This is a genomic window from Streptomyces sp. T39 (assembly GCF_008042045.1).
GTDB lineage: Bacteria > Actinomycetota > Actinomycetes > Streptomycetales > Streptomycetaceae > Streptomyces.
Map to the genome: position 1 here is coordinate 1,557,564 of NZ_RDBP01000012.1, position 26,419 is coordinate 1,583,982.

The 26,419-nt window shown below is 70.9% G+C and carries 25 protein-coding genes, 1 tRNA gene and 1 pseudogene; 21 read left to right on the forward strand and 6 right to left on the reverse strand.

Translation table 11 applies throughout. The features are described from left to right. The 10 genes from EAO77_RS39830 to EAO77_RS08010 all read left to right on the forward strand — a co-directional run. A partial coding sequence (locus EAO77_RS39830) for a hypothetical protein (protein WP_261993838.1) occupies nt 1-1,510 on the forward strand: 1,510 nt, incomplete at its 5' end. 2 nt (nt 1,511-1,512) lie between these two features. After that, entirely contained in the window at nt 1,513-3,609 is a 2,097-nt protein-coding gene (locus EAO77_RS07970; protein ID WP_147987339.1) for an OFA family MFS transporter, read from the forward strand. A 215-nt stretch (nt 3,610-3,824) separates the two neighbouring features. After that, a complete protein-coding gene (locus EAO77_RS07975; protein ID WP_147987340.1) occupies nt 3,825-4,295 on the forward strand; it encodes a hypothetical protein in 471 nt (156 codons plus the stop codon). 10 nt (nt 4,296-4,305) lie between these two features. Continuing rightward, nucleotides 4,306-4,485, forward strand: a complete 180-nt coding sequence (locus tag EAO77_RS07980) for a hypothetical protein (protein WP_147987341.1) — start codon at nt 4,306-4,308, stop codon at nt 4,483-4,485. A gap of 16 nt (nt 4,486-4,501) precedes the next feature. Next, nucleotides 4,502-4,690: a hypothetical protein gene (locus tag EAO77_RS07985; protein ID WP_147987342.1), complete on the forward strand. Its 189-nt coding sequence runs from the start codon at nt 4,502-4,504 to the stop codon at nt 4,688-4,690. A gap of 92 nt (nt 4,691-4,782) precedes the next feature. Then, the gene (locus EAO77_RS07990) at nt 4,783-5,682 is read left to right on the forward strand and encodes a bifunctional DNA primase/polymerase (RefSeq protein WP_147987343.1); all 900 of its coding nucleotides are present in this window, start codon (nt 4,783-4,785) and stop codon (nt 5,680-5,682) included. Next, the gene (locus tag EAO77_RS38505) at nt 5,679-6,023 is read left to right on the forward strand and encodes a hypothetical protein (protein ID WP_187283150.1); all 345 of its coding nucleotides are present in this window, start codon (nt 5,679-5,681) and stop codon (nt 6,021-6,023) included. The genes EAO77_RS07990 and EAO77_RS38505 overlap by 4 nt, the downstream gene beginning before the upstream one ends. Further along, on the forward strand, nt 6,020-7,279 hold the full coding sequence (locus tag EAO77_RS08000) for a DUF3631 domain-containing protein (protein ID WP_147987344.1): 1,260 nt from the start codon (nt 6,020-6,022) through the stop codon (nt 7,277-7,279). The genes EAO77_RS38505 and EAO77_RS08000 overlap by 4 nt, the downstream gene beginning before the upstream one ends. Before the next feature lie 191 nt (nt 7,280-7,470). Beyond that, complete coding sequence (locus tag EAO77_RS08005) at nt 7,471-7,683, forward strand: excisionase family DNA-binding protein (protein WP_147989022.1); 213 nt, start codon at nt 7,471-7,473, stop codon at nt 7,681-7,683. Beyond that, entirely contained in the window at nt 7,683-8,861 is a 1,179-nt protein-coding gene (locus EAO77_RS08010) for a tyrosine-type recombinase/integrase (protein ID WP_147987345.1), read from the forward strand. The genes EAO77_RS08005 and EAO77_RS08010 overlap by 1 nt, the downstream gene beginning before the upstream one ends. 54 nt (nt 8,862-8,915) lie before the next feature. On the opposite strand, the gene EAO77_RS08015 is transcribed toward EAO77_RS08010, so the two are convergent. Continuing rightward, nucleotides 8,916-8,986: transfer RNA gene (locus EAO77_RS08015), tRNA-Gly, on the reverse strand. Between the two features lie 220 nt (nt 8,987-9,206). On the opposite strand from EAO77_RS08015, the gene EAO77_RS39835 reads away from it, so the two are divergent. From EAO77_RS39835 to EAO77_RS08035, 4 genes and pseudogenes are all read left to right on the forward strand, one after another. After that, a complete protein-coding gene (locus EAO77_RS39835) occupies nt 9,207-9,392 on the forward strand; it encodes a hypothetical protein (RefSeq protein WP_147987346.1) in 186 nt (61 codons plus the stop codon). A 70-nt stretch (nt 9,393-9,462) separates the two neighbouring features. Beyond that, nucleotides 9,463-10,038 (forward strand): dCTP deaminase, encoded by a 576-nt coding sequence (dcd, locus tag EAO77_RS08025; protein WP_147987347.1) that lies wholly within the window; start codon nt 9,463-9,465, stop codon nt 10,036-10,038. 10 nt (nt 10,039-10,048) lie between these two features. Beyond that, a complete protein-coding gene (locus EAO77_RS08030) occupies nt 10,049-10,546 on the forward strand; it encodes a phosphoribosyltransferase (protein ID WP_147987348.1) in 498 nt (165 codons plus the stop codon). Nucleotides 10,547-10,621: 75 nt separating this feature from the next. Beyond that, nucleotides 10,622-12,109 (forward strand): annotated as a pseudogene (locus tag EAO77_RS08035) (VWA domain-containing protein). A gap of 100 nt (nt 12,110-12,209) precedes the next feature. On the opposite strand, the gene EAO77_RS08040 reads toward EAO77_RS08035, so the two are convergent. The 3 genes from EAO77_RS08040 to EAO77_RS08050 form a co-directional block, all read right to left on the reverse strand. Further along, entirely contained in the window at nt 12,210-13,103 is an 894-nt protein-coding gene (locus tag EAO77_RS08040) for a Yip1 family protein (RefSeq protein WP_147987349.1), read from the reverse strand. A gap of 284 nt (nt 13,104-13,387) precedes the next feature. Further along, the gene (locus EAO77_RS08045; protein ID WP_147987350.1) at nt 13,388-15,655 is read right to left on the reverse strand and encodes a (Fe-S)-binding protein; all 2,268 of its coding nucleotides are present in this window, start codon (nt 15,653-15,655) and stop codon (nt 13,388-13,390) included. A gap of 126 nt (nt 15,656-15,781) precedes the next feature. Then, the gene (locus EAO77_RS08050; RefSeq protein ID WP_147987351.1) at nt 15,782-16,327 is read right to left on the reverse strand and encodes a sugar transferase; all 546 of its coding nucleotides are present in this window, start codon (nt 16,325-16,327) and stop codon (nt 15,782-15,784) included. A 227-nt stretch (nt 16,328-16,554) separates the two neighbouring features. Here EAO77_RS08050 and dnaK point away from each other — a divergent pair, with 227 nt between their 5' ends. From dnaK to EAO77_RS08070, 4 genes are read left to right on the forward strand one after another with little or no spacing between them, the layout of a single operon-like run. Beyond that, nucleotides 16,555-18,405 (forward strand): molecular chaperone DnaK, encoded by a 1,851-nt coding sequence (dnaK, locus tag EAO77_RS08055; RefSeq protein ID WP_147987352.1) that lies wholly within the window; start codon nt 16,555-16,557, stop codon nt 18,403-18,405. After that, nucleotides 18,402-19,058: a nucleotide exchange factor GrpE gene (grpE, locus tag EAO77_RS08060; protein ID WP_147987353.1), complete on the forward strand. Its 657-nt coding sequence runs from the start codon at nt 18,402-18,404 to the stop codon at nt 19,056-19,058. Before dnaK ends, grpE begins: the two co-directional genes overlap by 4 nt. 30 nt (nt 19,059-19,088) lie before the next feature. After that, nucleotides 19,089-20,273, forward strand: coding sequence for a molecular chaperone DnaJ (gene dnaJ, locus EAO77_RS08065; protein WP_147987354.1), 1,185 nt, complete (start codon nt 19,089-19,091; stop codon nt 20,271-20,273). Between the two features lies 1 nt (nt 20,274). After that, the gene (locus EAO77_RS08070; RefSeq protein ID WP_147987355.1) at nt 20,275-20,727 is read left to right on the forward strand and encodes a heat shock protein transcriptional repressor HspR; all 453 of its coding nucleotides are present in this window, start codon (nt 20,275-20,277) and stop codon (nt 20,725-20,727) included. A 99-nt stretch (nt 20,728-20,826) separates the two neighbouring features. Here EAO77_RS08070 and EAO77_RS08075 read toward each other — a convergent pair whose 3' ends face one another. Then, on the reverse strand, nt 20,827-21,810 hold the full coding sequence (locus tag EAO77_RS08075) for a helix-turn-helix transcriptional regulator (RefSeq protein ID WP_187283152.1): 984 nt from the start codon (nt 21,808-21,810) through the stop codon (nt 20,827-20,829). Between the two features lie 298 nt (nt 21,811-22,108). On the opposite strand from EAO77_RS08075, the gene EAO77_RS08080 reads away from it, so the two are divergent. Continuing rightward, nucleotides 22,109-22,426, forward strand: coding sequence for a (2Fe-2S)-binding protein (locus EAO77_RS08080; RefSeq protein ID WP_147987356.1), 318 nt, complete (start codon nt 22,109-22,111; stop codon nt 22,424-22,426). 154 nt (nt 22,427-22,580) lie between these two features. Here the strand turns inward: EAO77_RS08080 and EAO77_RS08085 are convergent, their stop codons facing one another. After that, nucleotides 22,581-22,985, reverse strand: coding sequence for a pyridoxamine 5'-phosphate oxidase family protein (locus EAO77_RS08085; RefSeq protein WP_147987357.1), 405 nt, complete (start codon nt 22,983-22,985; stop codon nt 22,581-22,583). 143 nt (nt 22,986-23,128) lie between these two features. Here EAO77_RS08085 and clpB point away from each other — a divergent pair, with 143 nt between their 5' ends. Together clpB and EAO77_RS08095 are read left to right on the forward strand one after the other, a co-directional pair. Then, nucleotides 23,129-25,714, forward strand: coding sequence for an ATP-dependent chaperone ClpB (clpB, locus tag EAO77_RS08090; RefSeq protein WP_147987358.1), 2,586 nt, complete (start codon nt 23,129-23,131; stop codon nt 25,712-25,714). A gap of 151 nt (nt 25,715-25,865) precedes the next feature. Further along, the gene (locus tag EAO77_RS08095; RefSeq protein ID WP_147987359.1) at nt 25,866-26,396 is read left to right on the forward strand and encodes a YbjN domain-containing protein; all 531 of its coding nucleotides are present in this window, start codon (nt 25,866-25,868) and stop codon (nt 26,394-26,396) included. The last annotated feature ends 23 nt before the right edge of the window (nt 26,397-26,419 follow it).

The following is a 26,419-nucleotide window of genomic DNA, read 5'->3' on the forward strand; positions in this document are numbered from 1 at the left end:
CGATCCCGATGCGCTGCTGCGCGGGTTCGAGCTCGCCGCCCAGTCCGAACGCGCGGTCAACCGGCTGCTGGACCACTCCAGGACGGCGGAACGGCGCTACGCCGAGGCCGAGAAGAAGGCCCGGGCGGCCCGGCAGGACCTCGCCGTCGCCGCGACCGGCGCGGCCGTCCTCGGCACCGCCGCAGCCGCCGCCCGCTACCGCAGCAACCGCAAGCCCAAGACCCGGGCGGGAGCGGGGAAGAAGGCTTCCCGGACTGCCGCGACGGCCCGGCACGGCGGCGTCGGGACCACGGCCCGCCCGGGTGCCGGGCGGGTGCCGAAGCAGGGCGCTAACGGGAACGCCGGCACCAGTAAGACCGCAGGTCGCGGGCACCGCACCAGCGGCACTGCGGGCCGGGCCGCCGCCGGATCCGCGCTGTCCAACGGCCGCACGAGCGGCCGCGGTCGGACCGGCTCCACCGCCACCCCGAGCAGGGGCAGCGGGCCGGGACGCGGTCGGGTGGGGCAGGTCAGGGCGCTGCGGGATGCCGTGCGGCAGTCGTCTCCGTCGCGGGCCGCGCGCCGCAGCGACGCCACAGGTGCGCGGCGGCAGGTCGCGGACGCCCGCCGGCAGGCGAGGGCCGGGCAGCGGGCCGCCTCGCTCGGCAGCCGCGGTGCGCTCGGGCGGGCGGTCGGCAAGGCCGCGGGCCGGATCGGCAAGGCCCGCGGCGCCGCCATCGAGCGGGCCCGCAGGGCCCGGGACCAGCGCACCGCTGGGCGGGTCGCCGGGCAGCGCGACCAGGTGCGCAAAGCCCCGGTGAGGAAGGCAGCACGCGCCGCGCTGCGCCGCTCCGCCCGGCGGTTCCAGCGGCGCCGTCTGCTCGCCGCGCTGCTGGCCGGGCTGCTCGGCATCGTCGGCCTGGTCACCTCCCCGATCGGCCGCAAGCTCGGTCTGCCGAGCCTGATCCACCCCGGCCGCCGCCTCTACGCCCGCCTCACGCAGTCCGCGAAGGAGCAGCGCGAGGTGCGGGACGAGGCCATCCGCCAGGCCCTGCACGACGACGAGGAAGCCGTCGACGCCGAGGCGGCGGAGGAGAACGCGGAGCAGATCGGGGAGACGGCCGAGCGGCCCGAGGGCCTGGTGCCTGCCCCGTCCACCAGCAGTAACAGCAGTGAGGGAGAGATCGTGTCGGGTTTCCGGTTCGAGGAGTACGCGGCGGAGATGGAAGCAGCCGCCAACAGCTACGAGCCCGAGGACGCCATGGAGATCCTCGCCATGGTCGAAGGGCTCCCGGCCGCGCTCACGTCGGTGGCCAACGTGATGAAGATCCTCGCCGAGCGGGCCGACTCCGAGTTCCCGCTGGAGAAGCAGGTCGCGGACGGCTTCAACGACATCTACGGCGCCCTGATGTCCGCGGTCGCGGTCGCGGAGGACATGGGCCCGCTGTTCCGCCAGGCACACGAGCAGGACATCGCCCGCCACGAGGACCCCCGCAACGGGACCGAAGCCGAGAAGGGATGGAACGTCTGACCATGCCCACCAACCCCGCCACCAGCACGGGGCCGGTGTGGGACTGGAGCGCCGGTCACGGACCCGTGACCGGCGCTCTGTCCGCCACCACCGGCGCCCTCGCCATCGCCACCACCGGCGCCGCCACCGGCATGCCCCCCGCCTGGGCCCTCGCCGTCGGCGCGGCCGGCGCGATCGGCCACACAGCCACATCCCTGCGTGACCGGCTGTCCGCCCGCACCATCGGCATGCGCGCCGCGTCCTGGCTGCTCGGCGCCGGGTGGACCACCTGGGCCATCGCCACGGGCCCGCTCACCTGGGCCGCCCTCGGATCCCTCGCCACCCTCGGGGTGGGCATCGGGGCCGCCGCCCTCGCCACCCTCATCCACGAGGAGGCCCGCGAGCTGGAGGCCATCGCCGTCGCGGAACGGCAGGTCGCCCGCGAGCTGTCCGCCGAACGCCGGGCGATCGCCGCCGAATGGGTGGACCGGATCCAGCGCGTCTGCCACGTCACGGTCCGCGTCCTCGCGGTCGAGCAGTGGCCCACCGGCAGCGGGTTCACCATCGACGCCGAACTCCCGCCCGGCGGCACCACCTACGACCGCATCGCCCAGCACGCCACCCAGCTCGCCGCGGACGCGCGCCTGCCGCACGGCTGCACCGCCGTCGCCTCGCAGGGCATCGACCAGGGCCGCGTCCTCATCGACGTCACCACCGTCAACGTCCTCGCACAGGAGCGCACCTACCCCGACCAGTACGGGCCGCTTTCGATCCACGCCGGGATCCCGTGGGGCTACCGGACCAACGCGCAGGAAATCTGCGTCTACCTGCGCGAGCAGTGCGCCCTCGTGGTCGGCCCGACAGGATCGGGCAAGACGAACATGGTTCACGTCATCCTCGCCGGATTCGCCCGCACCACCGACGTCCTCACCTGGGTGATCGACCTCAACGCCGGATCCGCCGGCCTGCCCTGGGTCCGCCCCGCACTCGACGACAACGGGCAGATCGTGGACGGCATGACCCCGGGGGTGGACTGGCTCGCCTCCACCTACGACGAAGCCCTGCTGATGCTCGATGCGGCGCTCGCGATCGGTGGGCACCGCAAGGTCGCCTACCAGGACCTCATGGCCCAGGCGAACACCGACCTGCTGCCGATCAGCGCACGTATCCCGCAGATCGAAATCGTCATCGACGAGGGCGCGGAGATCCTGACCAGCACCGACCGTCAGATGAAGGAACTCGCCAAGAAGATCCTGGAGATCATCCGCATGCTCCGCGCCATGGGCATCCGCACCGTGCTCACCGCCCTCGGCGCGACCGGCTCGGTGCTCGGGAACCTGATGATCCGCCGCGAAGCCAAAGCGCGGGTCTGCCTCACGGGCGGAGAAGTCGAAGGCATGGACCTCTCCAAGGTCTTCCCCGGCGCCCGCGGCCTGCGCGTCGACCAGGCCCCCTACAAGGGCGCAGGGTTCATGGGCACCCCCGAATCCGCGGCGGCCCTGTTCAAGGCATGGCGGATCCTGCCCAACCAGATCCGCGACATCGTCACCGCCACCTCCGCACTCCACCCCACCCTGGACGCCACCTCCACGAGCGTCGCCGGGGACGCCTACGCGAACCGCTGGGCACCCGAGCGCACCGCCTGGATGCGCGACCCCCACCGCCCCACACCCGCAGCCGTGACGGAGCAGGGCCGCCCCGGCGGGCTGAACCTCTCCGCGCTGCGCGAGCAGCCGCCCGCCGCCGAATCGGAAGCAGACGCCCTCGCGCGGCAGTTCCGCGAACAGATCGACGCCCAGTTCGCCACCGCCCCCGAACGAGGCCAATCGGAACCGGAGCGGGAGGACCGGCCCGCCGGGCTGAACCTGTCCGCCCTGCGCGGCAGCGACGAGGACAACGCCGCCAAGGACGCCGCACTCGCCCTGCTGCTCGCCGCCGGGCCCGAGGGCACCGGAGCATCCGCGATCGCCCGCGCGCTCACCGACCCGCACGGCACCTCACGGCAGACGGTCGTCGGCTGGCTCAAGACCTGGAGCGACGACGGGACCGCCGTCCGGATCGGGACCGGCACCAAAGCACGCTACGTCCACCACCACCACGCGCCGCCCGAGAGCCAGTAGAAGCCTCCTGTTGTCGCTTGTCACCCCGCCCCCAGGAAGGGCCCTGGACGGCTTGCTGAGGGCCCGAAACAGCTTGTGACCTGCAAGACGACAAGCGACAAGACAAGACAAGCGACAAGCCGCACGACAAGCACGCGACAAGTCAGACGACAAGCGAACGGCACTGGGCAGCACCCTCCGCGGGTGCTGCCCGCCGTCGTTGAAGGGACCGCGTTGTGCACTCCCCGACCCCGTACGAGATCACCACCCTGCTCCCACAGCAGCACCCCGCGCACGGCGCGATGCTCGCCCACGAGATCCCGCCCGGCGTCCAACTGGTCACCCTGCCCGGCGGAATCCGCACCCTCGCCTACACCCACCAGCCGCCCGCCGAGACCCTGCCGCAGCCGGTGCCCGCGGCGCCGATCCCGACCTGGGCCAAGACCACCGCCCTGTTGACCCCCACCATCGGGGGCGGCATCGCCGCCGCCGGCATCGGACTCTCCTACGCCGCCCCGGGACTGATCGCCATGAGCCACGCCCTGTGGTCCGCCGTCGCCCTCATCGCCGCCGGAACCATCGCCCTCCCCCTCCTGCTCCGCACCACCCGCGGACGCACCCGCCGGACGGCACCGACGCAGATCACGCAGAACGTCACCGCCACCGGCCTCTTCGGCCGCGCCAGCGGCACCATCAACCATCACTGAGGAGACCCTCGTGCCCGATCCGCTCCGTGACCGGATCAGTGACGCGCTCGCGCTCTTGAACGGCGCCCGCACCCTGCGCTGCCCGTTCCCCACCTGCACGGTCCGCATCCGCTACCGCGCCGTCACCCCCGCCGAGGCCGAACGCCTCACCGCGCTCGCCGCCGACCACACCCGCCACGGCACCAACTGAACGCGAAAGGACCGGCATGGCCGTCACCGTCTCCTTGGTCGTCCTCTTCGGCGCCCTGCTGCTCGTCATGCTCCGCTCCCGCAGCCTCAGCGCCGGGACCGCCTTCGTCGCCGTGATGTTCGGCTTCTTCCTCGCCTCCACCGGCGCCGCCGAACCCATCCGCAACATGACCGCCGCCCTCGCGAGCGTCATCCCCAGCCTCTGACCAGCGCCACGAACGCCGAGAGCGGCCCCCGTCTCGCCAAAGTCCGGGGCCGCTCTCACTCCAACCCAACCGATGAACTGGAGGAATCCAGCATGACGCATGACCGCAAGGGGGCGCTGCTCGCCGCAGCGCTCGACACCGCCGCCCACGGCTGGCCGGTGCTGCCGTTACGGCCTGGGGCGAAGCGCCCGGCCCTGCACGGCGAGACGGCCTGCACCCGCACCGGTGTGTGCGCGGCCGGGCATGTGAAGTGGGAGCAGCGCGCCACTACCGACCCCGACCGGATCCGGGCTGCGTGGTCGGCGGGGGCGTTCAACGTCGGCATTGCGACCGGCCCGGCCGGGCTGGTCGTCGTTGACCTGGACCGGCCCAAGACCAGTACGGACGCCCCTTGGGGGGCGACGACCTTTGGGGCGCTCTGCGAGCGCGCCGGGCAGACCGTGCCCACCACCCGCCGGGTGCGGACCGCGAGCGGGGGCACGCATCTGTACTTCACCGCCCCGGCCGGGACGGTGCTCGCGAATACGGCGGGCACCCTCGCCCCGCTGGTCGACACCCGGGCATGGGGCGGGTACGTCGTCGCCCCCGGCAGCACCACCTCCGCCGGGACCTACAAGCTGGAGGACGACCGGCTCCCCGTCCCGCTCCCGGCATGGCTTTATGCCCACCTGGTGCCGTCCCAGCCCTCGTACCGGCCGCACATCGCACCCGCGATCGTCGGGGCGTCCCGCGCCGCAACCGCCGCCCTCACGGCTGAAACCGCCGCCGTCGCCACCATGACGGAGGGCGGGCGCAACGCGCGGCTGCTCGCCGGGGCGCGGGCGCTCGGGCGGTTCGTCGCGTGGGGCGACCTCCCCCGGCATGTGGTGGAGGAGGCGTTTCAGGGGGCGGGCGAGGCGGCCGGACTCCCGCCGGCAGAGTGCCGCGCCACCATCCGCAGCGCACTCAACTGGTCCATCCGCACCGCCCGCCCGCGGACGGGAACGGCATGAGCGACCAGGCCCGTCCCCCCGCGCTGAAAAGCCTCCCCGCCCACGAACAACCGGTGTTGGTCACCGGCATCCGGCCCGGACTGCACGTCCGCACGGACGCGCACCGGCCGGTCGCTGACTGGCTGTGCCGCTGCGGCCACCATGAGCGCGCCGTCGGCAGGTGGGCCGTCATCGAGCTGACGGGCCGCGTGAACGTGCAGCACTGCCCGCGTGCCGCCGACGCACCGCCCGCCCCCGCGACCGAGGGCGCGGAAGTCGCCGCCCGTCAGGGCGTCCGCAAAGTCACTGACCTGCCCCTGCCCACCACCGCCGCCCCGGCGGACAGGAGGACCGCCGCATGAGCGCCACCGTCAACCCGAACGTGCCCGTCATCGACGGGGCCGCGCTGCTCGCCGAAGTCGAAGCCTTCCACCGGCGCTTCAACGTCTTCCCGACCGAAGCCGCCTACGTCGCCGTCGCCCTCTGGGACGCACACGCGCACCTGCTGGACGCCTTCGACTCCACCCCGCGCATCGCGTTCCTCTCCCCGGAACCGGGATCCGGCAAGTCCCGGGCGCTGGAGATCGTGGAGACCCTCGTGCCGCAGCCGATGGTGGCCGTGAACGCCTCCCCGGCGGCCCTGTTCCGGGCCGTGTCCGGTGCGGACGGACGGCCCACGATCCTCTTCGACGAGATCGACACCGTCTTCGGTCCCAAGGCGGGCGAGAACGAGGAACTGCGCGGCTTCCTCAACGCCGGACACCGCCGCTCCGGAGTCACCTACCGGTGCGTCGGTGACGGGTCCAACCAGACCGTGCAGCCCTTCCCCTCGTACTGCGCCGTCGCGATGGCCGGGCTCGGCTCCCTGCCGGACACGATCCTGACCCGCTCCGTCATCATCCGCATGCGCCGCAGGGCCCCCAACGAGACCGTGCAGCCCTACCGGCAGCGCCTCCACGAGAAGGAAGGCCACGCCCTGCGCGACCGGCTCGCCCGCTGGGCCGATCAGGTACGCGAGAAGATCACCGGCGCATGGCCGGACATGCCCGAAGGCGTCACCGACCGCCCCGCCGACGTCTGGGAGCCCCTGCTCGCCGTCGCAGACGCAGCAGGCGGCACCTGGCCGGCACGAGCCCGCGCCGCCTGCGTCGAACTGGTCACCGCCGCCACCGAGGACGACGAATCGTCCCTCGGTATCCGGCTCCTCACCGACCTGCGCGACAACGTGTTCTGCGGCATCGACCGCATGCCCACCGCCGCCATCCTCGAATGCCTACTCGCCATGGACGACGCCCCCTGGGTCGACATGGGCGGTAAGCCCCTCACCTCCCGAGGACTCGCCCGCATGCTCGGCGGCTACGTCACCGGGGCCAACAAGCCGATCAAACCCCGCCCCATCCGCACCCCCGGCGGGACCATCCCCCGCGGCTACTACGCCGACGACCTCGCCGACGCCTGGTCCCGCTACTGCCCTCCCACCCCCGGAAAGTCCGCTACAAGCGCTACAGCCGCTACACCGCAGGTCAACAGGGGTGAATCCGTAGCGGATGAGCTGTTCGCCATCCGCTACATGCCCGGGACAGCCGCTACACCCGCCACCGCCCAGCCCTCCGCGTAGCGAGATCTCCGCTACACCCCGCACATCCGCTACACGAAACAGGCCCCTGACCTGGCGTGTAGCGGATGTAGCGGATGTAGCGGATCTGACAGGAAGGGGCCTCGGGCCCCGGCACATCGCCAAGGAGTCATGTCTTGAGCAACGTTGCTCGTACCGGGCGCAGGCTTTCCGCCGTGCCCGCTCCGGCACCGCTGGAGGAGAGGTACCTGTCTGTTCGCCAGTTCGCCGAACTTCTCGGCACCACCGAGCGCTTCCCGCGCCGTCTCGTTGCCGAACGGCGCATCCGCTACGTGAAGTTCGGGACGCATGTGCGCTTCCCCGAAAGCGTCGTGCGGGAGTACATCGAGGCCAACACCGTCGAGCCGCTCCAGCCCCGTCGCCGCAGGTCGAGGAGGGCCGCCTGATGACCGCGAAGCGCAAGAAGATGACCATGCGCAGGTTCGGCGCGGTCCGTCAGTACCGGTCGGGCCGCTGGACCGCGTCCTACCTGGACCCCACCGGCGAACGGCGGCGCGCACCGGGAACCTTCGAGACCAAGGCGGACGCCGAGGTCTGGCTCTCGCAGGTCGAGGCGGACATCACGCGTGGCGCGTGGCGCGACCCGGACGCCGGCGCGGTGAACTTCGAGGAGTACGCCACGAAGTGGGTGGTCGAACGCGGCGTGGCGCCGCTGACTGTGGAGCTGTACACCCGGCTGCTGCGGCTCCACATCCTGCCCGGCCTGGGCAGGCTGGACCTGGACGAGATCACCCCGCCGCGCGTGCGCGAGTGGAGGGCAGAGCGGCTGAGCAGCACCGGCGCCGCCACTACCGTCGCCAAGTCGTACCGGCTGCTCAAGGCCATCCTGGAGACGGCCGCGGACGACGAACTGATCCGGCGGAATCCGTGCCGGATCCGGGGCGCCGGCAAAGAGGTCTCCCAGTCGGGCCAGGTCGCCACCGTCGAGCAGGTGGACGCGCTTGCCGAGGCGGTCGGCATCCGGTGGCGCCTCATGGTCTATCTCGGCGCCTACGGGCCGATGCGGCCCGAGGAGCAGGCGGAGCTGCGCCGGAAGGACGTCAATGTGGAGAACGTCACCATCGTCGTGCGGAAGGCAGCGCCGGAGCTGGCGACCGGTGTGCGGGTCGAGGGGCCGACGAAGTCGGAAGCAGGGAAGCGGCTTGTGGTGCTGCCGGCGTTTCTCGCCACCGACCTTCGCAGGCACCTGGACTGGTACGCGGAGAAGGGCCCCGAGGGACTGCTCTTCGTGGGGGAGAAGGGGGCGCCGTTCAGGCGGTCCACCTTCGGCCGGAGGTGGCGCAAGGCACGGGAGCGGGTCGGCATGCCGAGCAACTTCCGCTTCTACGACCTCCGCCACACGGGCCACACCCTGTCCACTCGATCGGGGGCCACGCTCAAGGACACGATGGTGCGGGCGGGGCAGTCGACGGAGAAGGCGGCCCTGATCTATCAGCACTCCGACCACGACCGGCAGAAGGAGGTGGCCGGCGGGCTGGACCGGATGGTGCGCGCGGCCCGCGAGAGGGCGCGTGACAAGCCGGATCAGGCGGCAGGTGGTGCAGAGGTGGTGCGGGACACCTAGAGAGGTCTAGACAACGACGAAGCCCCAGGTCGCTGACCTGGGGCTTCGTTCACGAGCGGATGACGGGAATCGAACCCGCGCTATAAGCTTGGGAAGCTCATGTTCTACCATTAAACTACATCCGCGCAGCGGACCTTGATCGGCACCGCATCGCCGCTCACTCTACCTCATCCCCCACCCCGCGGTGCGTCGCCCCGCGGGGTGTGTGGCGTGTCCGGGCGGTGGACCCCGGTACGGAGGGCGGGAGTTGGGGCGTAATCTCGGGGCGCGGAGTGCCGCGTGCCCGTCCGTCCGGGTCATCCCCTAATGTGGGCCTTCGTCCGCATTCGTTGGGGAAGGGGCCCGATGGACTTGATGGAGCGCACCGTCGTCCGCTGTGCCGAAGGGCATGTGTTCAGTACCACGTCGTTTCCTCTGCAGCAGCTCGGCGCCGACCGGCTCGGACCCGGGCGGCTCGTCCGGTGTCCGCGGTGCGCGCGGCTGAGGCATGCCGTGCCCGTGGTGGTGCAGGGGCGGCGGGACGAGCGGTAGCGGCGTGGCGCGGGCGCGCGGGCAGGTGTCCGATTGGGGACGGCCCGCGCGCTCTGCGTATCCTCGGGGCGTGCTTCTCTCAGACAAGGACATCCGGGCCGAGATCGACGCCGGGCGCGTGCGCATCGATCCGTACGACGCATCCATGGTGCAGCCCTCGAGCATCGATGTGCGGCTGGACCGCTATTTCCGGGTGTTCGAGAATCACCGCTACCCCCACATCGACCCCGCCGTGGAGCAGGCCGATCTGACCCGGCTCGTGGAGCCGGAGGGGGACGAGGCGTTCATCCTGCACCCGGGCGAGTTCGTGCTGGCGTCGACCTTCGAGGTCATCTCGCTGCCGGACGACCTGGCGTCGCGGCTGGAGGGCAAGAGCTCCCTCGGGCGTCTCGGCCTGGTGACGCACTCGACGGCCGGTTTCATCGACCCCGGTTTCTCCGGGCACGTGACGCTGGAGCTGTCGAACCTGGCGACCCTGCCGATCAAGCTCTGGCCGGGGATGAAGATCGGGCAGCTGTGCATGTTCCGGCTCACCTCCCCCGCCGAGGAGCCCTACGGCAGCGAGCGGTACGGCTCGCGTTACCAGGGGCAGCGGGGACCGACGGCCTCCCGCTCCTTCATCAATTTCCATCGGACGCAGGTGTGAGGCCCGTCGCATGAGCGAGGTACGCGAGAATCTGACCTACGAGAAGTTCGGCGGAGCGATCCGCGAACTCGCGCAGACGATCGCCGACGACGGGTACGAGCCCGATGTCGTGCTTTCGATCGCGCGGGGCGGGGTGTTCGTCGCCGGCGGGCTGGCGTACGCGCTGGACTGCAAGAACATCCACCTGGTGAACGTCGAGTTCTACACCGGGGTCGGGACCACCCTGGAGATGCCGGTCATGCTGGCTCCGGTCCCCAACGCGATCGACTTCTCCAACAAGAAGGTGCTGATCGCGGACGACGTCGCGGACACCGGCAAGACGCTCAAGCTGGTGCACGACTTCTGTCTCGACCACGTGGCGGAGGTCCGGTCCGCGGTGATCTACGAGAAGTCGCACTCGCTCGTGAAGTGCGAGTACGTCTGGAAGCGCACCGACGAGTGGATCAACTTCCCCTGGAGCGTGGAGAAGCCCGTCGTGCGCCGCGACGGCCAGGTGCTCGACGCGTAGCCGTCCCCCGGTCCGCGGCGGTGCGGTACGGCAGGTGCCGCTGACGCGCGCGCCGTCACCGGGCAGACTGGCCGGGTGACAGCGACCTCCCTGAGCAAGGGCGCCAACCTTCCGGTGGCCGCCTCCGCGGTGCGTGCCGAGCTGAGCTGGCGCCAGGCGCCGGACGTCCCGGACGCCGACGCCTCGGCGCTGCTGCTGACCGCGGCCGGACGGGTGCGTGACGACGCCGACTTCGTCTTCTACAACCAGCCCGCGCACGCCTCGGGCGCCGTGCGCCACCTCGGCAAGCAGCACGGCTCCGGCACGGCCACCGACGCGGTCTTCGTCGATCTGGACCGGGTGGAGCCGGGTGTCGAGCGCATCGTGCTGTGCGCGTCCGCCGACGGCGGCGCCTTCGGCCGCTTCCCCGGCCTCGCCCTGCGTCTGCTGGACGCGGGGTCCGGTGCCGAACTCGCGCGCTTCGACATGACGGCGACGACGGAGACGGCGTTCGTCAGCGGCGAGCTCTACCGGCGCGCCGGGCAGTGGAAGTTCCGCGCGGTGGGACAGGGGTACGCCTCGGGGCTCGCCGGTCTGGCCACCGACTTCGGCATCACCGTGGACGAAGCCCCGCCACGCACCAGCGTGGGGTCCTGGGCGGGATGGTCCCGGACGTAGGCACGGACCTCGGCGATGACCTTCTGCTCCTCGTTCTGGATGCCGACCGCCCGCATGTCCACCTGCCCGGGCTGCAGGCCCTTCGGGGGCTTGCGCCTGCCGAACAGGCTCATCTCGCCCCAGCCGCCCACCGGCCCGCCACGGCTCTCCAAGGGCGAGGAACGCCTGCCCGTCGACATGCGCAAGCGCCTGTCGCTGCGCAAGGAACAGGTCGCGGTCAGCCTGCGCAAACACGGCGCCGCCGGTGCCCGTGCCCGGGTGATCCTCGTCCTCGACGCCTCCGGTTCGATGGCGGGCCTGTACACCAAGGGTGTGGTCGCCGACGTCGTCGAACGGATGGCGGCGGTCGCGGCCCAGCTCGACGACGACGGCGAGATGCAGGCGTGGACCTTCGCCTCGCAGCCGGCCAGGCTGCCCGATCTGCTCCTGGGCGAGCTGCCCGAGTGGCTGCGCCTGCATGTGCGGTGCGGCGAGATGAGCCTGTTCGGCAGGCGCAAGCCCCCGAAGGGCCTGCAGCCCGGGCAGGTGGACATGCGGGCGGTCGGCATCCAGAACGAGGAGCAGAAGGTCATCGCCGAGGTCCGTGCCTACGTCCGGGACCATCCCGCCCAGGACCCCACGCTGGTGCTGTTCTTCTCGGACGGCGGTGTGTACCGCAACGCGGAGATCGAGCAGCAGCTGCGGGGAGCGGTCGAGGAGCCGGTGTTCTGGCAGTTCGTGGGCCTGGGGCGGTCGAACTACGGCGTGCTGGAACGCTTCGACACCCTGCCCGGGCGCCGGGTCGACAACGTCGGGTTCTTCGCCGTCGACGACATCGCCACGGTCGCCGACGCGGAGCTGTACGACCGGCTGCTCTCCGAGTTCCCGTCCTGGATGGCCGACGCCCGCCGGGCCGGGATCCTCTGATCCTGCCCGCCGCGGGCGGTCACAGGACGCCCGGACGGCCCGGACACGCGGACGCCCGGCCGGAGAACCGGCCGGGCGTCCGCCGCAGGGTCCCTGCGGGTCAGACGGTGCCGAGCTTGATGATCGACAGCAGGGCGATCAGCTGGATCGCCGAGGCGCCGAGCGCCTTGGGCCACGGCAGGTCGTGCGACTTGCTCACCATCGAGGTGAACAGGGCGCCCGCCGCCACCCAGGTCACCCAGCCGAGCACCTGCACCAGGGAGTTCTCGCCGCCGAGGAAGACGGCGAACACCAGGCGGGGGGTGTCGGTGATGGACATGATCAGCATGGAGAGACCGACCGTCGGCTGCCAGGAGCCGGTGCCGCCGAACTGCCGTGCCAGGGTGTGGGTCACCGCGCCGAGCAGCAGACCGCTGATGACGAACACCACGCCGGCCATCAGCACCGCGGGGACGGCGTTGGACAGGGTCGCGTTGATGACCTCCTCGCGCGGCTCGTCCAGGCCGAAGATGGCGAGCAGGCCGTAGAGGAAGGTGACGACGAGCGCCGTCCCCCAGACCGGGTAGTCGCGCATCTGGAGGAAGGTCGGGCCGGGGCGCAGCACGATGCCGGCGAGCAGCTGCTTCCAGTGCAGCCGCGGGCCGGACGGGGCCGCGGGCGCCGAGCCGGCGCGGTAGGTGGCGCCGTCGCCGTAGACGTCGTCGTCCCGGACGCTGAACGCCTGGGTGTGGCCCGGGTTGTTGGCCGCGTACGGGTCGGGGCCCTGTGGCGACTGGTGGTACGGGTCGCCGAAGTACTCGGGCTCGCCGTAGCCCCCCTGGTTGCGGGGCTGCTGGTACGGCTGCGGCCCGCCGGTGGCCTGCGGCCACTGCGGGGGCCGCTGTCCGCCGTAGGGAGGCGTGCCCTGGTAGGGGCCGGGCGCACGGGGCGCCTGGGCCTGCGGTTGTTGCGGGGTGCGGTTGTCCCGGCCGCGTCCGATCCTGAATCCAGCCACGCATTCGAACGTACCCGGTCCGCGCGTGTCCGGTGGCCGCGAGCCGGTAACAGGCGGGCCTTTGCTGCCGAGCTGTGACATCCCCTAAGGGAACCCCGGGGTGCCGTCCCCAGGGTGCGTGTGCCGAGGTCGCCGGGGGTGGGCGCGGTGCGGAGGCGCGGTTCCCGGGGGTCTCGCGCCGGGTCGCCGACGCCGGGCGGGCGGAGGGGCGGTGCCGGAACGACGAAGCGGCCGGTCCTGCCCCCGAGGCAGGTCCGGCCGCTTGCGGTCGTGGTGGAGGACGGCTACTTCACGGGTTCCGGTTCCGGGGCGTCCGCCGTCTCCGCGGTGGGCTCCGGGTCGGCCGGGGTCCTCACCGAGTCGAGCAGGAGCTGGGCGACGTCGACGACCTGGAGGGATTCCTTGGCCTTGCCGTCGTTCTTCTTGCCGTTGACGGAGTCGGTGAGCATGACGAGGCAGAACGGGCAGGCGGTGGAGACGATGTCCGGGTTGAGGGACAGGGCCTCGTCGACGCGCTCGTTGTTGATGCGCTTGCCGATCCGCTCCTCCATCCACATCCGCGCGCCGCCGGCGCCGCAGCAGAAGCCGCGCTCCTTGTGGCGGTGCATCTCCTGCTGGCGCAGGCCCGGGACCTTGTCCATGATCTCGCGCGGGGGCGTGTAGACCTTGTTGTGACGGCCCAGGTAGCAGGGGTCGTGGTAGGTGATCAGGCCCTCGACGGGCGTGACCGGGATCAGCCGGCCCTCGTCGATGAGGTGCTGGAGCAGCTGCGTGTGGTGGATGACCTCGAACTCGCCGCCGAGCTGCGGGTACTCGTTGGCGATCGTGTTGAAGCAGTGCGGGCAGGTCGCGACGATCTTCTTGGCCGACTTCGGCTTCTTCGTCTCCGGGTCCTCGTCGTCCTCGCCGAAGGCCATGTTCAGCATGGCGACGTTCTCCTGGCCGAGCTGCTGGAACAGCGGCTCGTTGCCGAGGCGGCGGGGGGAGTCGCCGGTGCACTTCTCGTCACCGCCCATGATCGCGAACTTCACGCCCGCGATGTGCAGCAGTTCCGCGAAGGCCTTGGTGGTCTTCTTGGCCCGGTCCTCCAGGGCGCCGGCGCAGCCGACCCAGTAGAGGTAGTCGACCTCGGTGAGGTCCTCGACGTCCTTGCCGACGACGGGGACCTCGAAGTCGACCTCCTTGGTCCACTCGACACGCTGCTTCTTGGCGAGACCCCAGGGGTTGCCCTTCTTCTCCAGGTTCTTGAGCATCGTGCCCGCCTCGGACGGGAAGGCGGACTCGATCATCACCTGGTAGCGGCGCATGTCGACGATGTGGTCGATGTGCTCGATGTCGACCGGGCACTGCTCGACACAGGCGCCGCAGGTGGTGCAGGACCACAGGACGTCCGGGTCGATGACGCCGTTCTCCTCCAGGGTGCCGATCAGCGGCCGCTCGGCCTCGGCCAGCGCCGCGGCGGGCACGTCCCTGAGCTGCTCCTCGGAGGCCTTCTCCTCGCCCTCCATGGTCTTGCCGCCGCCGGCCAGCAGGTACGGGGCCTTGGCGTGCGCGTGGTCGCGCAGCGACATGATCAGGAGCTTCGGCGAGAGGGGCTTGCCGGTGTTCCAGGCGGGGCACTGCGACTGGCAGCGGCCGCACTCGGTGCAGGTGGAGAAGTCGAGGATGCCCTTCCAGGAGAACTGCTCGACCTGGGAGACGCCGTAGACGTCGTCCTCGCCCGGATCCTCGAAGTCGATCTCCTTGCCGCCGGTGGTCATCGGCTGGAGCGCGCCCAGCGCGGTCTCGCCGGTGGCGTTGCGCTTGAACCAGATGTTGGGGAAGCCGAGGAAGCGGTGCCAGGCGACACCCATGTTGGTGTTGAGCGAGACGGTGATCATCCAGATCAGCGAGGTGCCGATCTTGATCATCGCGGTGAAGTAGACCAGCGTCTGGAGGGTGCCGAGCGACAGGCCGTCGAACGCGAGGACCAGCGGGTACGACGCGAAGTAGGCGGCCTCGTAGCCCTCCACGTGGTGGATGGCGCCCTCCAGGCCGCGCAGCACGTAGATCGCCACGCCGATGGTGAGGATGACGTACTCGACGAAGTAGGCCTGCCATGCCTTGGAGCCCGCGAAGCGGGACTTGCGGCCGGCGCGGGACGGCAGGTTGAGGAGCCGGATCGCGATCAGCACGAGGATGCCGAGGATCGTCATGACACCGATGAACTCGATGTACATCTCGAACGGCAGGAAGCCGCCGACGACCGGCAGGACCCAGTCGGCCTCGAAGAGCTGACCGTAGGCCTGCGCCAGCGTGGGCGGCAGCGTCAGGAAGCCGATCGCGACGAACCAGTGCGCGAAGCCCACGATGCCCCAGCGGTTCATCCGCGTGTGGCCGAGGAACTCCTTGACCAGGGTGACCGTGCGCGCCTTCGGGTCGTCGGTGCGGCTGCCGGCGGGGACGGGCTGGCCGAGCCGGACGAAGCGGTAGATCTGCGCGACGGCTCGGGCGATGAGGGCAACGCCGACCACGGTCAGGGTCAGCGACACAATGATCGCGGCGAGTTGCATGGGAGGCTCCTCGGGCCTGCGAGGGTGGGTGATCCGGCACTACTAAGCGGTAACTTATTCAGTCCATGCTGAGACTACCCACTTGTTCCGCCGCACTGTAGTTGGGCCGCCGGTGATCTGTGTCGCTCAGGCAACCCTGACCGGCACGGCGTGGACCGTGAGGTCCCGCCGCCGCCCCCGGGCCGCCGCCGGCACGGTCCGCAGCAGGATCGCCAGATCGAGCCCCAGCCAGTGCTGCTCCACATAATGCAGGTCGAGCACGTCCATTTCCTCCCAGGGCAGCTCCGACCGCCCGCCGACCTGCCACAGGCCGGTCACGCCGGGGCGGACGGCGAGGCGGGCGCGGGCCGTCCCGGCCTGGGCGGCGGGCGTCGCGAGGGGGCGCGGGCCCACCAGGGACATCTCGCCGCGGACGACGTTGAGCAGTTGCGGCAGCAGCTCCAGGAAGTGGCGGCGCAGCAGCCGCCCCACCGGGGTGAGCGTCCCGCCGTGCGTCGTGCGGAACGTGAACATCGTGAACGTGCGGCCGCCCCGGCCCGCCCGCGCGGTGCGCCGGAGCGCCGGTCCGGGGGAGGTCGCCGCGACGGCGGCGGCCGCCGCCGCCAGCAGCGGCGCCAGGGCGATCAGCAGGAGCGTGCCGACGGTCAGATCGACGGTTCGCTTGGCCGACATGTCCGCCGCCCTTCGTCCCGCACGAGAATTCGTGCCCGATTTCTGCTGCTATGACTGTTGCAGATGGGTAGGCGGGGGTGGGTGAGCCACGCGAAGGCCGCTCGTCGGGGTGGGGTGCCTGTAAGGGCGGGATAAAAGTTGAGTGCCCTCGACTCATGTCTGTTGACTCGATCGATTCCGTCATGCATCCTTGAGCCTGTTCCACTCAAGTCATCTGGAGGATCGAAATGGCACGTGCGGTCGGCATCGACCTGGGCACGACTAACTCCGTCGTCAGCGTTCTGGAGGGCGGCGAGCCCACCGTCATCACCAACGCCGAGGGTGCCAGGACCACGCCGTCCGTCGTCGCCTTCGCGAAGAACGGTGAAGTGCTGGTGGGCGAGGTCGCCAAGCGCCAGGCGGTCACCAACGTCGACAGGACCATCCGCTCCGTCAAGCGCCACATGGGCACGGACTGGAAGATCGAGCTCGACGGCAAGAACTTCAACCCGCAGCAGATGAGCGCCTTCATCCTGCAGAAGCTCAAGCGGGACGCCGAGGCGTACCTGGGCGAGAAGGTCACCGACGCGGTGATCACCGTCCCGGCGTACTTCAACGACTCGGAGCGCCAGGCCACCAAGGAGGCCGGCGAGATCGCGGGCCTCAACGTGCTGCGCATCGTCAACGAGCCCACCGCGGCGGCCCTGGCCTACGGCCTGGACAAGGACGACCAGACGATCCTCGTCTTCGACCTCGGCGGCGGCACCTTCGACGTCTCGCTGCTGGAGATCGGCGACGGCGTCGTCGAGGTGAAGGCCACCAACGGCGACAACCACCTCGGTGGCGACGACTGGGACCAGCGCGTCGTCGACTACCTGGTGAAGCAGTTCCAGTCCGGCCACGGCGTGGACCTGTCCAAGGACAAGATGGCTCTCCAGCGTCTCCGCGAGGCCGCGGAGAAGGCGAAGATCGAGCTGTCGTCCTCGACGGAGACCTCGATCAACCTGCCGTACATCACGGCGTCCGCCGAGGGCCCGCTGCACCTGGACGAGAAGCTCACCCGCGCGCAGTTCCAGCAGCTCACCGCGGACCTGCTCGACCGCTGCAAGACCCCGTTCCACAACGTGATCAAGGACGCGGGCATCGCCCTGTCCGAGATCGACCACGTGGTCCTGGTCGGCGGCTCCACCCGTATGCCCGCCGTGGCCGAGCTCGTCAAGGAGCTCACCGGCGGCAAGGACGCCAACAAGGGCGTCAACCCGGACGAGGTCGTCGCCATCGGCGCCGCCCTCCAGGCCGGTGTCCTCAAGGGTGAGGTCAAGGACGTCCTGCTCCTCGACGTGACCCCGCTGTCCCTCGGCATCGAGACCAAGGGCGGCATCATGACCAAGCTCATCGAGCGCAACACCACGATCCCGACCAAGCGGTCCGAGATCTTCACCACGGCCGAGGACAACCAGCCGTCCGTGCAGATCCAGGTCTACCAGGGCGAGCGCGAGATCGCGGCGTACAACAAGAAGCTCGGGATGTTCGAGCTGACCGGTCTGCCGCCGGCCCCGCGCGGGGTCCCGCAGATCGAGGTCGCCTTCGACATCGACGCCAACGGCATCATGCACGTGACCGCGAAGGACCTGGGCACGGGCAAGGAGCAGAAGATGACCGTCACCGGCGGCTCCTCGCTGCCGAAGGACGAGGTCGACCGCATGCGCCAGGAGGCCGAGCAGTACGCGGACGAGGACCACCGCCGCCGCGAGGCCGCCGAGTCCCGCAACCAGGGCGAGGGCCTCGTCTACCAGACGGAGAAGTTCCTCAAGGACAACGAGGACAAGGTCCCCGGCGACGTCAAGGCCGAGGTCGAGACCGCGCTCGCCGAGCTGAAGGAGAAGCTCAAGGGCGAGGACACCGCGGAGATCCGCACCGCGACCGAGAAGGTCGCCGCCGTCAGCCAGAAGCTCGGCCAGGCGCTCTACGCGAACGCCGCCCCCGAGGGCGCGGCCGCTGGTGCGGCCGGCGGTGAGCAGCAGGCCAAGGCCGACGACGACGTCGTCGACGCCGAGATCGTGGACGACGAGAAGGACACGAAGGGCGGTGCCGCGTGACGGAGGAGACCCCGGGGTTCGACGAGCACGACGAGAACCCCGACGTCCCCTCCGGCGCGACACCTGACGACGCCGCCGAGACCGCCGAGTCCTCCGAGAAGGAGGGCCCGGCGGCCCCGGCAGGGGACGCAGCCAAGACCGCAGGTCTGACCGCCCAGCTGGACCAGGTCCGCACCGCGCTCAACGAGCGCACCGGGGACCTCCAGCGGCTCCAGGCCGAGTACCAGAACTACCGCCGCCGCGTGGAGCGGGACAGGGTGACGGTCAAGGAGATCGCCACGGCGACCCTCCTGACCGAACTCCTGCCCGTGCTCGACGACATCGGCCGCGCGCGGGAGCACGGGGAACTGGTCGGCGGATTCAAGTCCGTCGCCGAGTCCCTGGAGACCGCCGCCGCCAAGATGGGGCTCCAGCAGTTCGGCAAGGAGGGCGAGCCCTTCGACCCGACGATCCACGAGGCGCTGATGCACTCGTACGCGCCGGATGTCACCGAGACCACATGCGTCGCGGTGCTTCAGCCGGGGTACCGCATCGGCGAGCGCACGATCCGCCCCGCGCGGGTCGCCGTGGCGGAGCCCCAGCCGGGCGCGGCCCCGGCACAGAAGGAAGAGCAGCAGGCCGACGAGGAGAGCGGTGGCCCCGACGCGGGCTGACGCGCGAAACGTCCGGGAGGAGGGACGTCGATGAGCACGAAGGACTTCGTCGAGAAGGACTACTACAAGGTTCTCGGCGTCCCCAAGGACGCCACCGAGGCCGAGATCAAGAAGGCGTACCGGAAGCTCGCCCGCGAGAACCACCCGGACGCCAACAAGGGCGACACCAAGGCCGAGGAGCGCTTCAAGGAGATCTCCGAGGCCAACGACGTCCTGGGCGACCCCAAGCGGCGCAAGGAGTACGACGAGGCGCGCGCCCTCTTCGGCAACGGGGGCTTCCGGGCGCCCGGCGCCGGCGGCCCGGGCGGCAGCTTCAACTTCGACCTGGGCGACCTCTTCGGAGGCGCCCAGGGCGGAGCGCCCGGCGGAGCCGGCGGTTTCGGCGGCGGCCTCGGGGACGTCTTCGGCGGCCTGTTCAACCGGGGCGCCGGCCCGGGCACGCGGACGCAGCCGCGCCGCGGCCAGGACATCGAGTCCGAGGTGACGCTCAGCTTCACCGAGGCCGTCGACGGGGCCACGGTCCCGCTGCGGATGTCCAGCCAGGCGCCCTGCAAGGCCTGCGCGGGCACCGGCGACAAGAACGGCACCCCCCGCGTGTGCCCGACCTGCGTCGGCACCGGCCAGGTCTCGCGCGGCGGCAGCGGATCGTTCTCGCTGACCGACCCGTGCGTGGACTGCAAGGGGCGCGGTCTGATCGCCGAGACCCCCTGCGACGTCTGCAAGGGCAGCGGCCGGGCGCGCAGTTCGCGCACCATGCAGGTGCGCATCCCGCCGGGCGTCTCCGACGGGCAGCGCATCAGGCTGCGCGGCAAGGGCGCGCCGGGCGAGCGCGGCGGCCCGGCCGGCGACCTCTACGTGGTGGTGCACGTCGACAGCCACCCCGTGTTCGGCCGCAAGGACGACAACCTCACGGTCACCGTGCCCGTCACCTATGTGGAGGCGGCGCTCGGCGGCGAGGTGAAGGTGCCCACCCTCGGCGGCCCGCCGGTCACGCTCAAGCTGCCCGCCGGCACGCCCAACGGCCGCACCATGCGGGCCCGCGGCAAGGGCGCGGTCCGCAAGGACGGCACCCGCGGCGACCTGCTGGTGACGGTCGAGGTCACCGTGCCGCAGGAACTGGACGACAAGGCGAAGGAAGCGCTGGAGGCCTACCGCGAAGCCACCGCGGACGAGGACCCGCGGGCCGAGCTGTTCCAGGCCGCGAAGGGAGCATGACATGGAGGGCCGTCCGGGACGCAGTCGTCACCCCTACGAACTGACCGACGAGTCACCGGTGTACGTGATCTCGGTGGCCGCGCAGCTGTCGGGCCTGCATCCGCAGACCCTTCGGCAGTACGACCGCCTGGGTCTCGTCTCCCCCGACCGCACCGCCGGCCGGGGCCGGCGCTACTCGGCCCGCGACATCGAACTGCTGCGCACGGTCCAGCAGTTGTCGCAGGACGAGGGCATCAACCTGGCCGGCATCAAGCGCATCATCGAACTGGAGAACCAGGTCGCCGCGCTCCAGGCCAGGGTCGCCGAGCTGTCGGCCGCGGTCGACGGCGCGGCCGCGGCCATGCAGCAGCGCGAGGCGCAGGTGCACGCCTCCTACCGGCGCGACCTGGTGCCCTACCAGGACGTGCAGCACACCAGCGCGCTGGTGGTGTGGCGGCCCCGGCGGTCCGAGTAGCGGCCGTGGGGACGCAGCGGTGAAGGGGTTTCGGAGCGTGACGCTCCGAGGCCCCTTTCCCATGTCCCGTCCCGTCCGACCGCCGTGCCGTGCGGCCCCTCAGCGGTCGTCGTCGAGGATGCCCGACTGGGCGATGAGGTAGCCGAGCTGGGCCCTGCTGCCGCTGCCGAGCGTGGCGTTCAGCTTGGCGATGTGGGCACGGCAGGTGCGGACGTTCATCCCGAGGCGGCGGGCGATGGAGTCGTCCACGTGGCCCTCGACGAGGAGTTTGGCGATCGAGCGTTGGACGCTGGTGATGCCGTCCAGCTCGGGGGCGTACGAGAGTTGTTCCTCCCACGGGGTGGCGTGCAGCCAGAACTGCTCGAAGACGCCCACGAGATAGCGCACGAGCCCCTCGTGGCGCAGTTCGAGCGCGACCTGCCGGTCGCTGCGGGCCGGCACGAACGCCACTTTCCGGTCGATGATGATCAGCCGGTCGATGATCTCCTCGAGGGTCCGGACCTCCACGCCGTACGGGTGGACCCGCTCCACGTAGGCGAGCGTGGAGGGATGGTGCCGGGCGGTGTGCTGGTACAGCGTGCGCATCTTCACGCCGTTCTGGAGCAGCGGTTCGGCTCTGCGCAGGGCGTGTTCGAGCGTGTCCGGGCGGCGGCCGCTCCCGGGCTGTACCGTGAGAAGTTCCTCGGCGCACTCGACGGTTGCCCGGTCGAGTGCCGTGTTGATGAGTGTCAGACCCTCGAGCACGGTGATGGCATGGCGCGCGGACAGATCCTGGGCTGTCAGGTTCATGAACGGCTCGAAGGTCCCGGCGATCGACAGCGCGAGCTGGCGGCGCTCCTGGATCTCCCGTTCGATCGGGTGCATCAGCTGGTTGAGGGCGAGCGAGGGAGGGACGGGGCGCAGCCACTGCGGGTCGTCGGGGTCGGGGCGCAGCAGCGCGAGATCGAGCAGGCAGGGGGCCTCCACGGCCTCCGAGCGGGAAAGCCGTCCGGTCCGCAGTGCCGTTGCGTAGAGATTCTTCCCCGCTTCGCATAGTTCGGCAGCACTATGCTTATGTCCGATTTCATGCTGGTTCGACGCCATGTGACACCCCCTCAGGGTCCTGAATTACAGGAACATGATGCCCGTGGTCGCTGGTGGAAGCATTCGGCGTGAGACATCGTCTTAGACGCGGGGGGAGGGTATTGAACAGAATGGGGTGGAGATCCTCCATGAACAGGACGGTTGGCATACTTTGCACGCTCGCTGCCGCGGTAGGTGCGTTCGGCGCCGCGGTGACCAACGGCGAGCCGTCGTGGGAGACCGGGCCCACGCATGCAGTGGTCGCGGGCGTGGGTGAAATCTCCTGGGAGAGTGCTCCCGTGGACGCGGACTCGGACGCATGACCATCCCCCCGGACGATCGGGTCTTCCGGCGCGAGATGGCCACGGCCTATCGGTCCGGGTGGCATTTCATCGATCTCGTCACGGCCATCCCCCACCGTGGCGACTCGTTGATGGTCACCCTGTTCGGGGAGCCGATCGTCGTCGCTCGCGAAGAGGACGAGGACGTCCGCGCGTACCGGTGCCTTCGCCGGCCGCGAGGGGCTCCGCAGCCCGTTCGCTGTGCCATCCGGTACGGCATGATTTTTGTCAACCTCGACGCGCGTGATCATCAGCTCGTCGAGTCGGACACCACCGCCACCCCCCGCAGTGCCTGAGCGATTCCCCCGTCGTTTCAAATCGCTCAGGTGCTTCCCCCACACAGCGGCGCCATCGTGGACCTGAAACACGATGGCGCCGTTGTGCTGCCAGGACGTCTTCGGCCGGTCCGCCGCGCCCCCGGGGCCGGCGACGCGGCTGCTCCGGGACGTCTCAGGCCCGGCCCATGGCGCGCGTCAGCGCGATCTCGATGACCACCCGGTCCGGGTTCGGCCTCGGCTCCCGGCCGTAGCGCTCCTGGTAGCGCGCCTCCGCGTCGGCCACCGCGACGGCGTCCGTGCGGACCGTCGCCACGCCCTCCAGCGTCGCCCAGCGCCGCCCGTCCACCTGGCAGACCGCCACCCGTGCCCCCTGCGCTCCCGCGGCGAGGACGTTGGCGGCCTTGCGGGTGTGCCGTCCGGTGATCACCCGCGCGACGCCGTTCCCGGGGTCGTAGGTGGCCCCGACCGCCACCACGTGCGGGGAGCCGTCCGGCCGGGGTGTCGTCAGCGTGCAGATGTGCCGCTCGCGCCAGAAGCTGAGGTAGGACTCGTCGGGCTTGCGGGGGTCGATGGCCATGTCCGGAACATAGCGCCCCCTTCCGTCCCGTGACCCACCCTGAGTGGAATAGACTCAACTTTGTGGACGTTGTATGAGTCACGATGACCGGAGCGGGGCCGCGGGCCCCGGGAGAGCCCACCGGCAAGGAGGAGACACCGCACGTGGACGCCGAGCTGACCAACAAGAGCCGGGATGCGATCAACGCCGCCAGCAACCGGGCCGTGCAGGACGGGCACGCCGACCTGACGCCCGCGCACCTGCTGCTGGCGCTCCTGGCCGGCCAGGACAACGAGAACATCATCGACCTGCTGGCCGCCGTCGAGGCGGACCAGGCCGCCGTGCGCGCCGGGGCCGAGCGCGTCCTCGCGTCGCTGCCGAGCGTCACCGGCTCCACGGTCGCGCCGCCCCAGCCCAATCGCGAGCTGCTGGCCGTCATCGCCGACGCCGCCGAGCGGGCCGGGGAGCTGGGGGACGACTACGTCTCCACCGAGCACCTGCTGATCGGCGTCGCCGCCAAGGGCGGGGCCGCGGGCGCGGTGCTCGACGGGCAGGGCGCCACGGCGAAGAAGCTGCTGGACGCTTTCGAGACGGTACGAGGAGGACGCCGGGTGACCACACCCGATCCCGAGGGTCAGTACAAGGCGCTGGAGAAGTTCGGCACCGATTTCACCGCCGCGGCGCGGGAGGGCCGGCTCGACCCGGTCATCGGCCGGGACCAGGAGATCCGCCGTGTGGTGCAGGTGCTGTCACGGCGCACCAAGAACAACCCGGTGCTCATCGGCGAGCCCGGCGTCGGCAAGACCGCCGTCGTCGAGGGCCTCGCCCAGCGCATCGTCAAGGGCGACGTCCCGGAGTCGCTGCGCAACAAGCGCCTGGTCTCGCTCGACCTCGGCGCCATGGTCGCCGGCGCCAAGTACCGCGGCGAGTTCGAGGAGCGGCTGAAGACCGTGCTCTCCGAGATCAAGGCCAGCGACGGGCAGATCATCACCTTCATCGACGAGCTGCACACCGTCGTGGGCGCGGGCGCCGGCGGGGACTCGGCCATGGACGCGGGCAACATGCTCAAGCCCATGCTCGCCCGCGGCGAACTGCGCATGGTCGGCGCCACCACGCTCGACGAGTACCGCGAGCGGATCGAGAAGGACCCGGCGCTGGAGCGCCGCTTCCAGCAGGTGCTCGTCGCCGAGCCGACCGTCGAGGACACCATCGCGATCCTGCGCGGGCTCAAGGGCCGCTACGAGGCCCACCACAAGGTGCAGATCAACGACAGCGCCCTGGTCGCCGCCGCCACCCTCTCCGACCGGTACATCACCTCGCGCTTCCTGCCCGACAAGGCCATCGACCTCGTCGACGAGGCGGCCTCCCGGCTGCGCATGGAGATCGACTCCTCGCCCGTCGAGATCGACGAGCTCCAGCGTGCCGTGGACCGGCTGCGCATGGAGGAGCTGGCCCTGAAGAACGAGTCGGACCCCGCCTCCCGGCAGCGTCTGGAGAAGCTGCGCCGCGACCTCGCCGACAAGGAGGAGGAGCTGCGCGGGCTGACCGCCCGCTGGGAGAAGGAGAAGCAGGGCCTCAACCGCGTCGGTGAGCTCAAGGAGCGCCTGGACGACCTGCGGGGCCAGGCCGAGCGCGCCCAGCGCGACGGCGACTTCGACACCGCGTCCAAGCTGCTCTACGGCGAGATCCCCTCCCTGGAGCGCGACCTGGAGGCCGCGTCCGAGGCCGAGGAGGAGGCGTCGAAGGACACCATGGTCAAGGAGGAGGTCGGCCCGGACGACATCGCCGACGTGGTCGGCTCCTGGACCGGCATCCCGGCGGGCCGGCTGCTGGAGGGCGAGACCCAGAAACTGCTGCGCATGGAGCAGGAGCTCGGCCGCCGGCTCATCGGGCAGGGCGAGGCCGTGCAGGCCGTCTCCGACGCGGTGCGCCGCACCCGGGCGGGCATCGCCGACCCGGACCGGCCGACCGGATCGTTCCTCTTCCTCGGCCCCACCGGCGTCGGCAAGACCGAGCTGGCGAAGGCGCTCGCGGACTTCCTCTTCGACGACGAGCGGGCCATGGTCCGCATCGACATGAGCGAGTACGGCGAGAAGCACAGCGTCTCCCGCCTGGTCGGCGCGCCTCCCGGCTACGTCGGCTACGAGGAGGGCGGCCAGCTCACCGAGGCCGTGCGGCGCCGCCCGTACAGCGTGGTGCTCCTCGACGAGGTGGAGAAGGCGCACCCGGAGGTCTTCGACGTCCTGCTCCAGGTCCTGGACGACGGGCGGCTGACCGACGGTCAGGGCCGGACGGTGGACTTCCGCAACACCATCCTGATCCTGACGTCGAACCTCGGCAGCCAGTACCTGGTCGAGCCCTCGACCTCCGAGGAGCGCAAGCGCGAACAGGTGCTGGACGTGGTGCGGGCCTCCTTCAAGCCGGAGTTCCTCAACCGGCTCGACGACCTGGTGGTCTTCTCCGCGCTGTCCAGGGACGAGCTGGCGCACATCGCGAAGCTCCAGATCGACCGCCTCGCGAAGCGTCTGGCCGAGCGCAGGCTCACCCTGGACGTCACCCCCGCCGCCCTCGACTGGCTGGCCGACGAGGGCAACGACCCCGCGTACGGCGCCCGGCCGCTGCGCCGCCTGGTGCAGACGGCGATCGGCGACCGGCTCGCGAAGGAGATCCTCGCGGGCGAGGTCGTGGACGGGGACACCGTGCGGGTGGACCGGTTCGAGGACGGCCTGATCGTCGGCGTCGCGCAGTAGCGCGCCCCGTGGTGGCCGGGACGSCGTCCCGGCCACCACGGCCGTCCGTACGGGCATCTGTCAGCTCGCAGCGGATAGCGGGCGGCGGGGCTTGCGCCGGGCGGGCGGGGATGGGAGAGGATGGCGGCATCCGTACGAAGGGAAAAACACGGTGACCATCGATCCGTCCTCGATTCCGAATTTCGGGGGCCAGCCCCAGCCCCAGGCCGCAGGACCGGCGGGCCCCGTCGTTCCCGACCAGGATCTGGTCAAGCAGCTGCTCGACCAGATGGAGCTCAAGTACGTCGTCGACGACGAGGGCGACCTCGCCGCGCCGTGGGAGGAATTCCGCACGTACTTCATGTTCCGGGGCGAGAACGAGCAGCAGGTCTTCTCGGTGCGGACCTTCTACGACCGCCCCCACCCGGTGGAGAAGCGGGCCGAGATCCTGGAGACGATCGACGACTGGAACCGCCGCACCCTGTGGCCCAAGGTCTACACCCACCAGCACGAGGAGGAGGGCGCCGAGCCGTCGCTGCGCCTCATCGGTGAGGCCCAGATGCTGATCGGCACCGGCGTCAGCCTGGAGCACTTCGTGTCCTCCACGGTCAGCTGGGTCCGTGCGTCGATCGAGTTCGACAAGTGGCTGGCCGAGCGCTTCGGCCTGGCGACCGCCGAGGAGAAGCCGGCCGACGAGGCCTGAGCCGCCCCCGCCGTCGCGAAGGG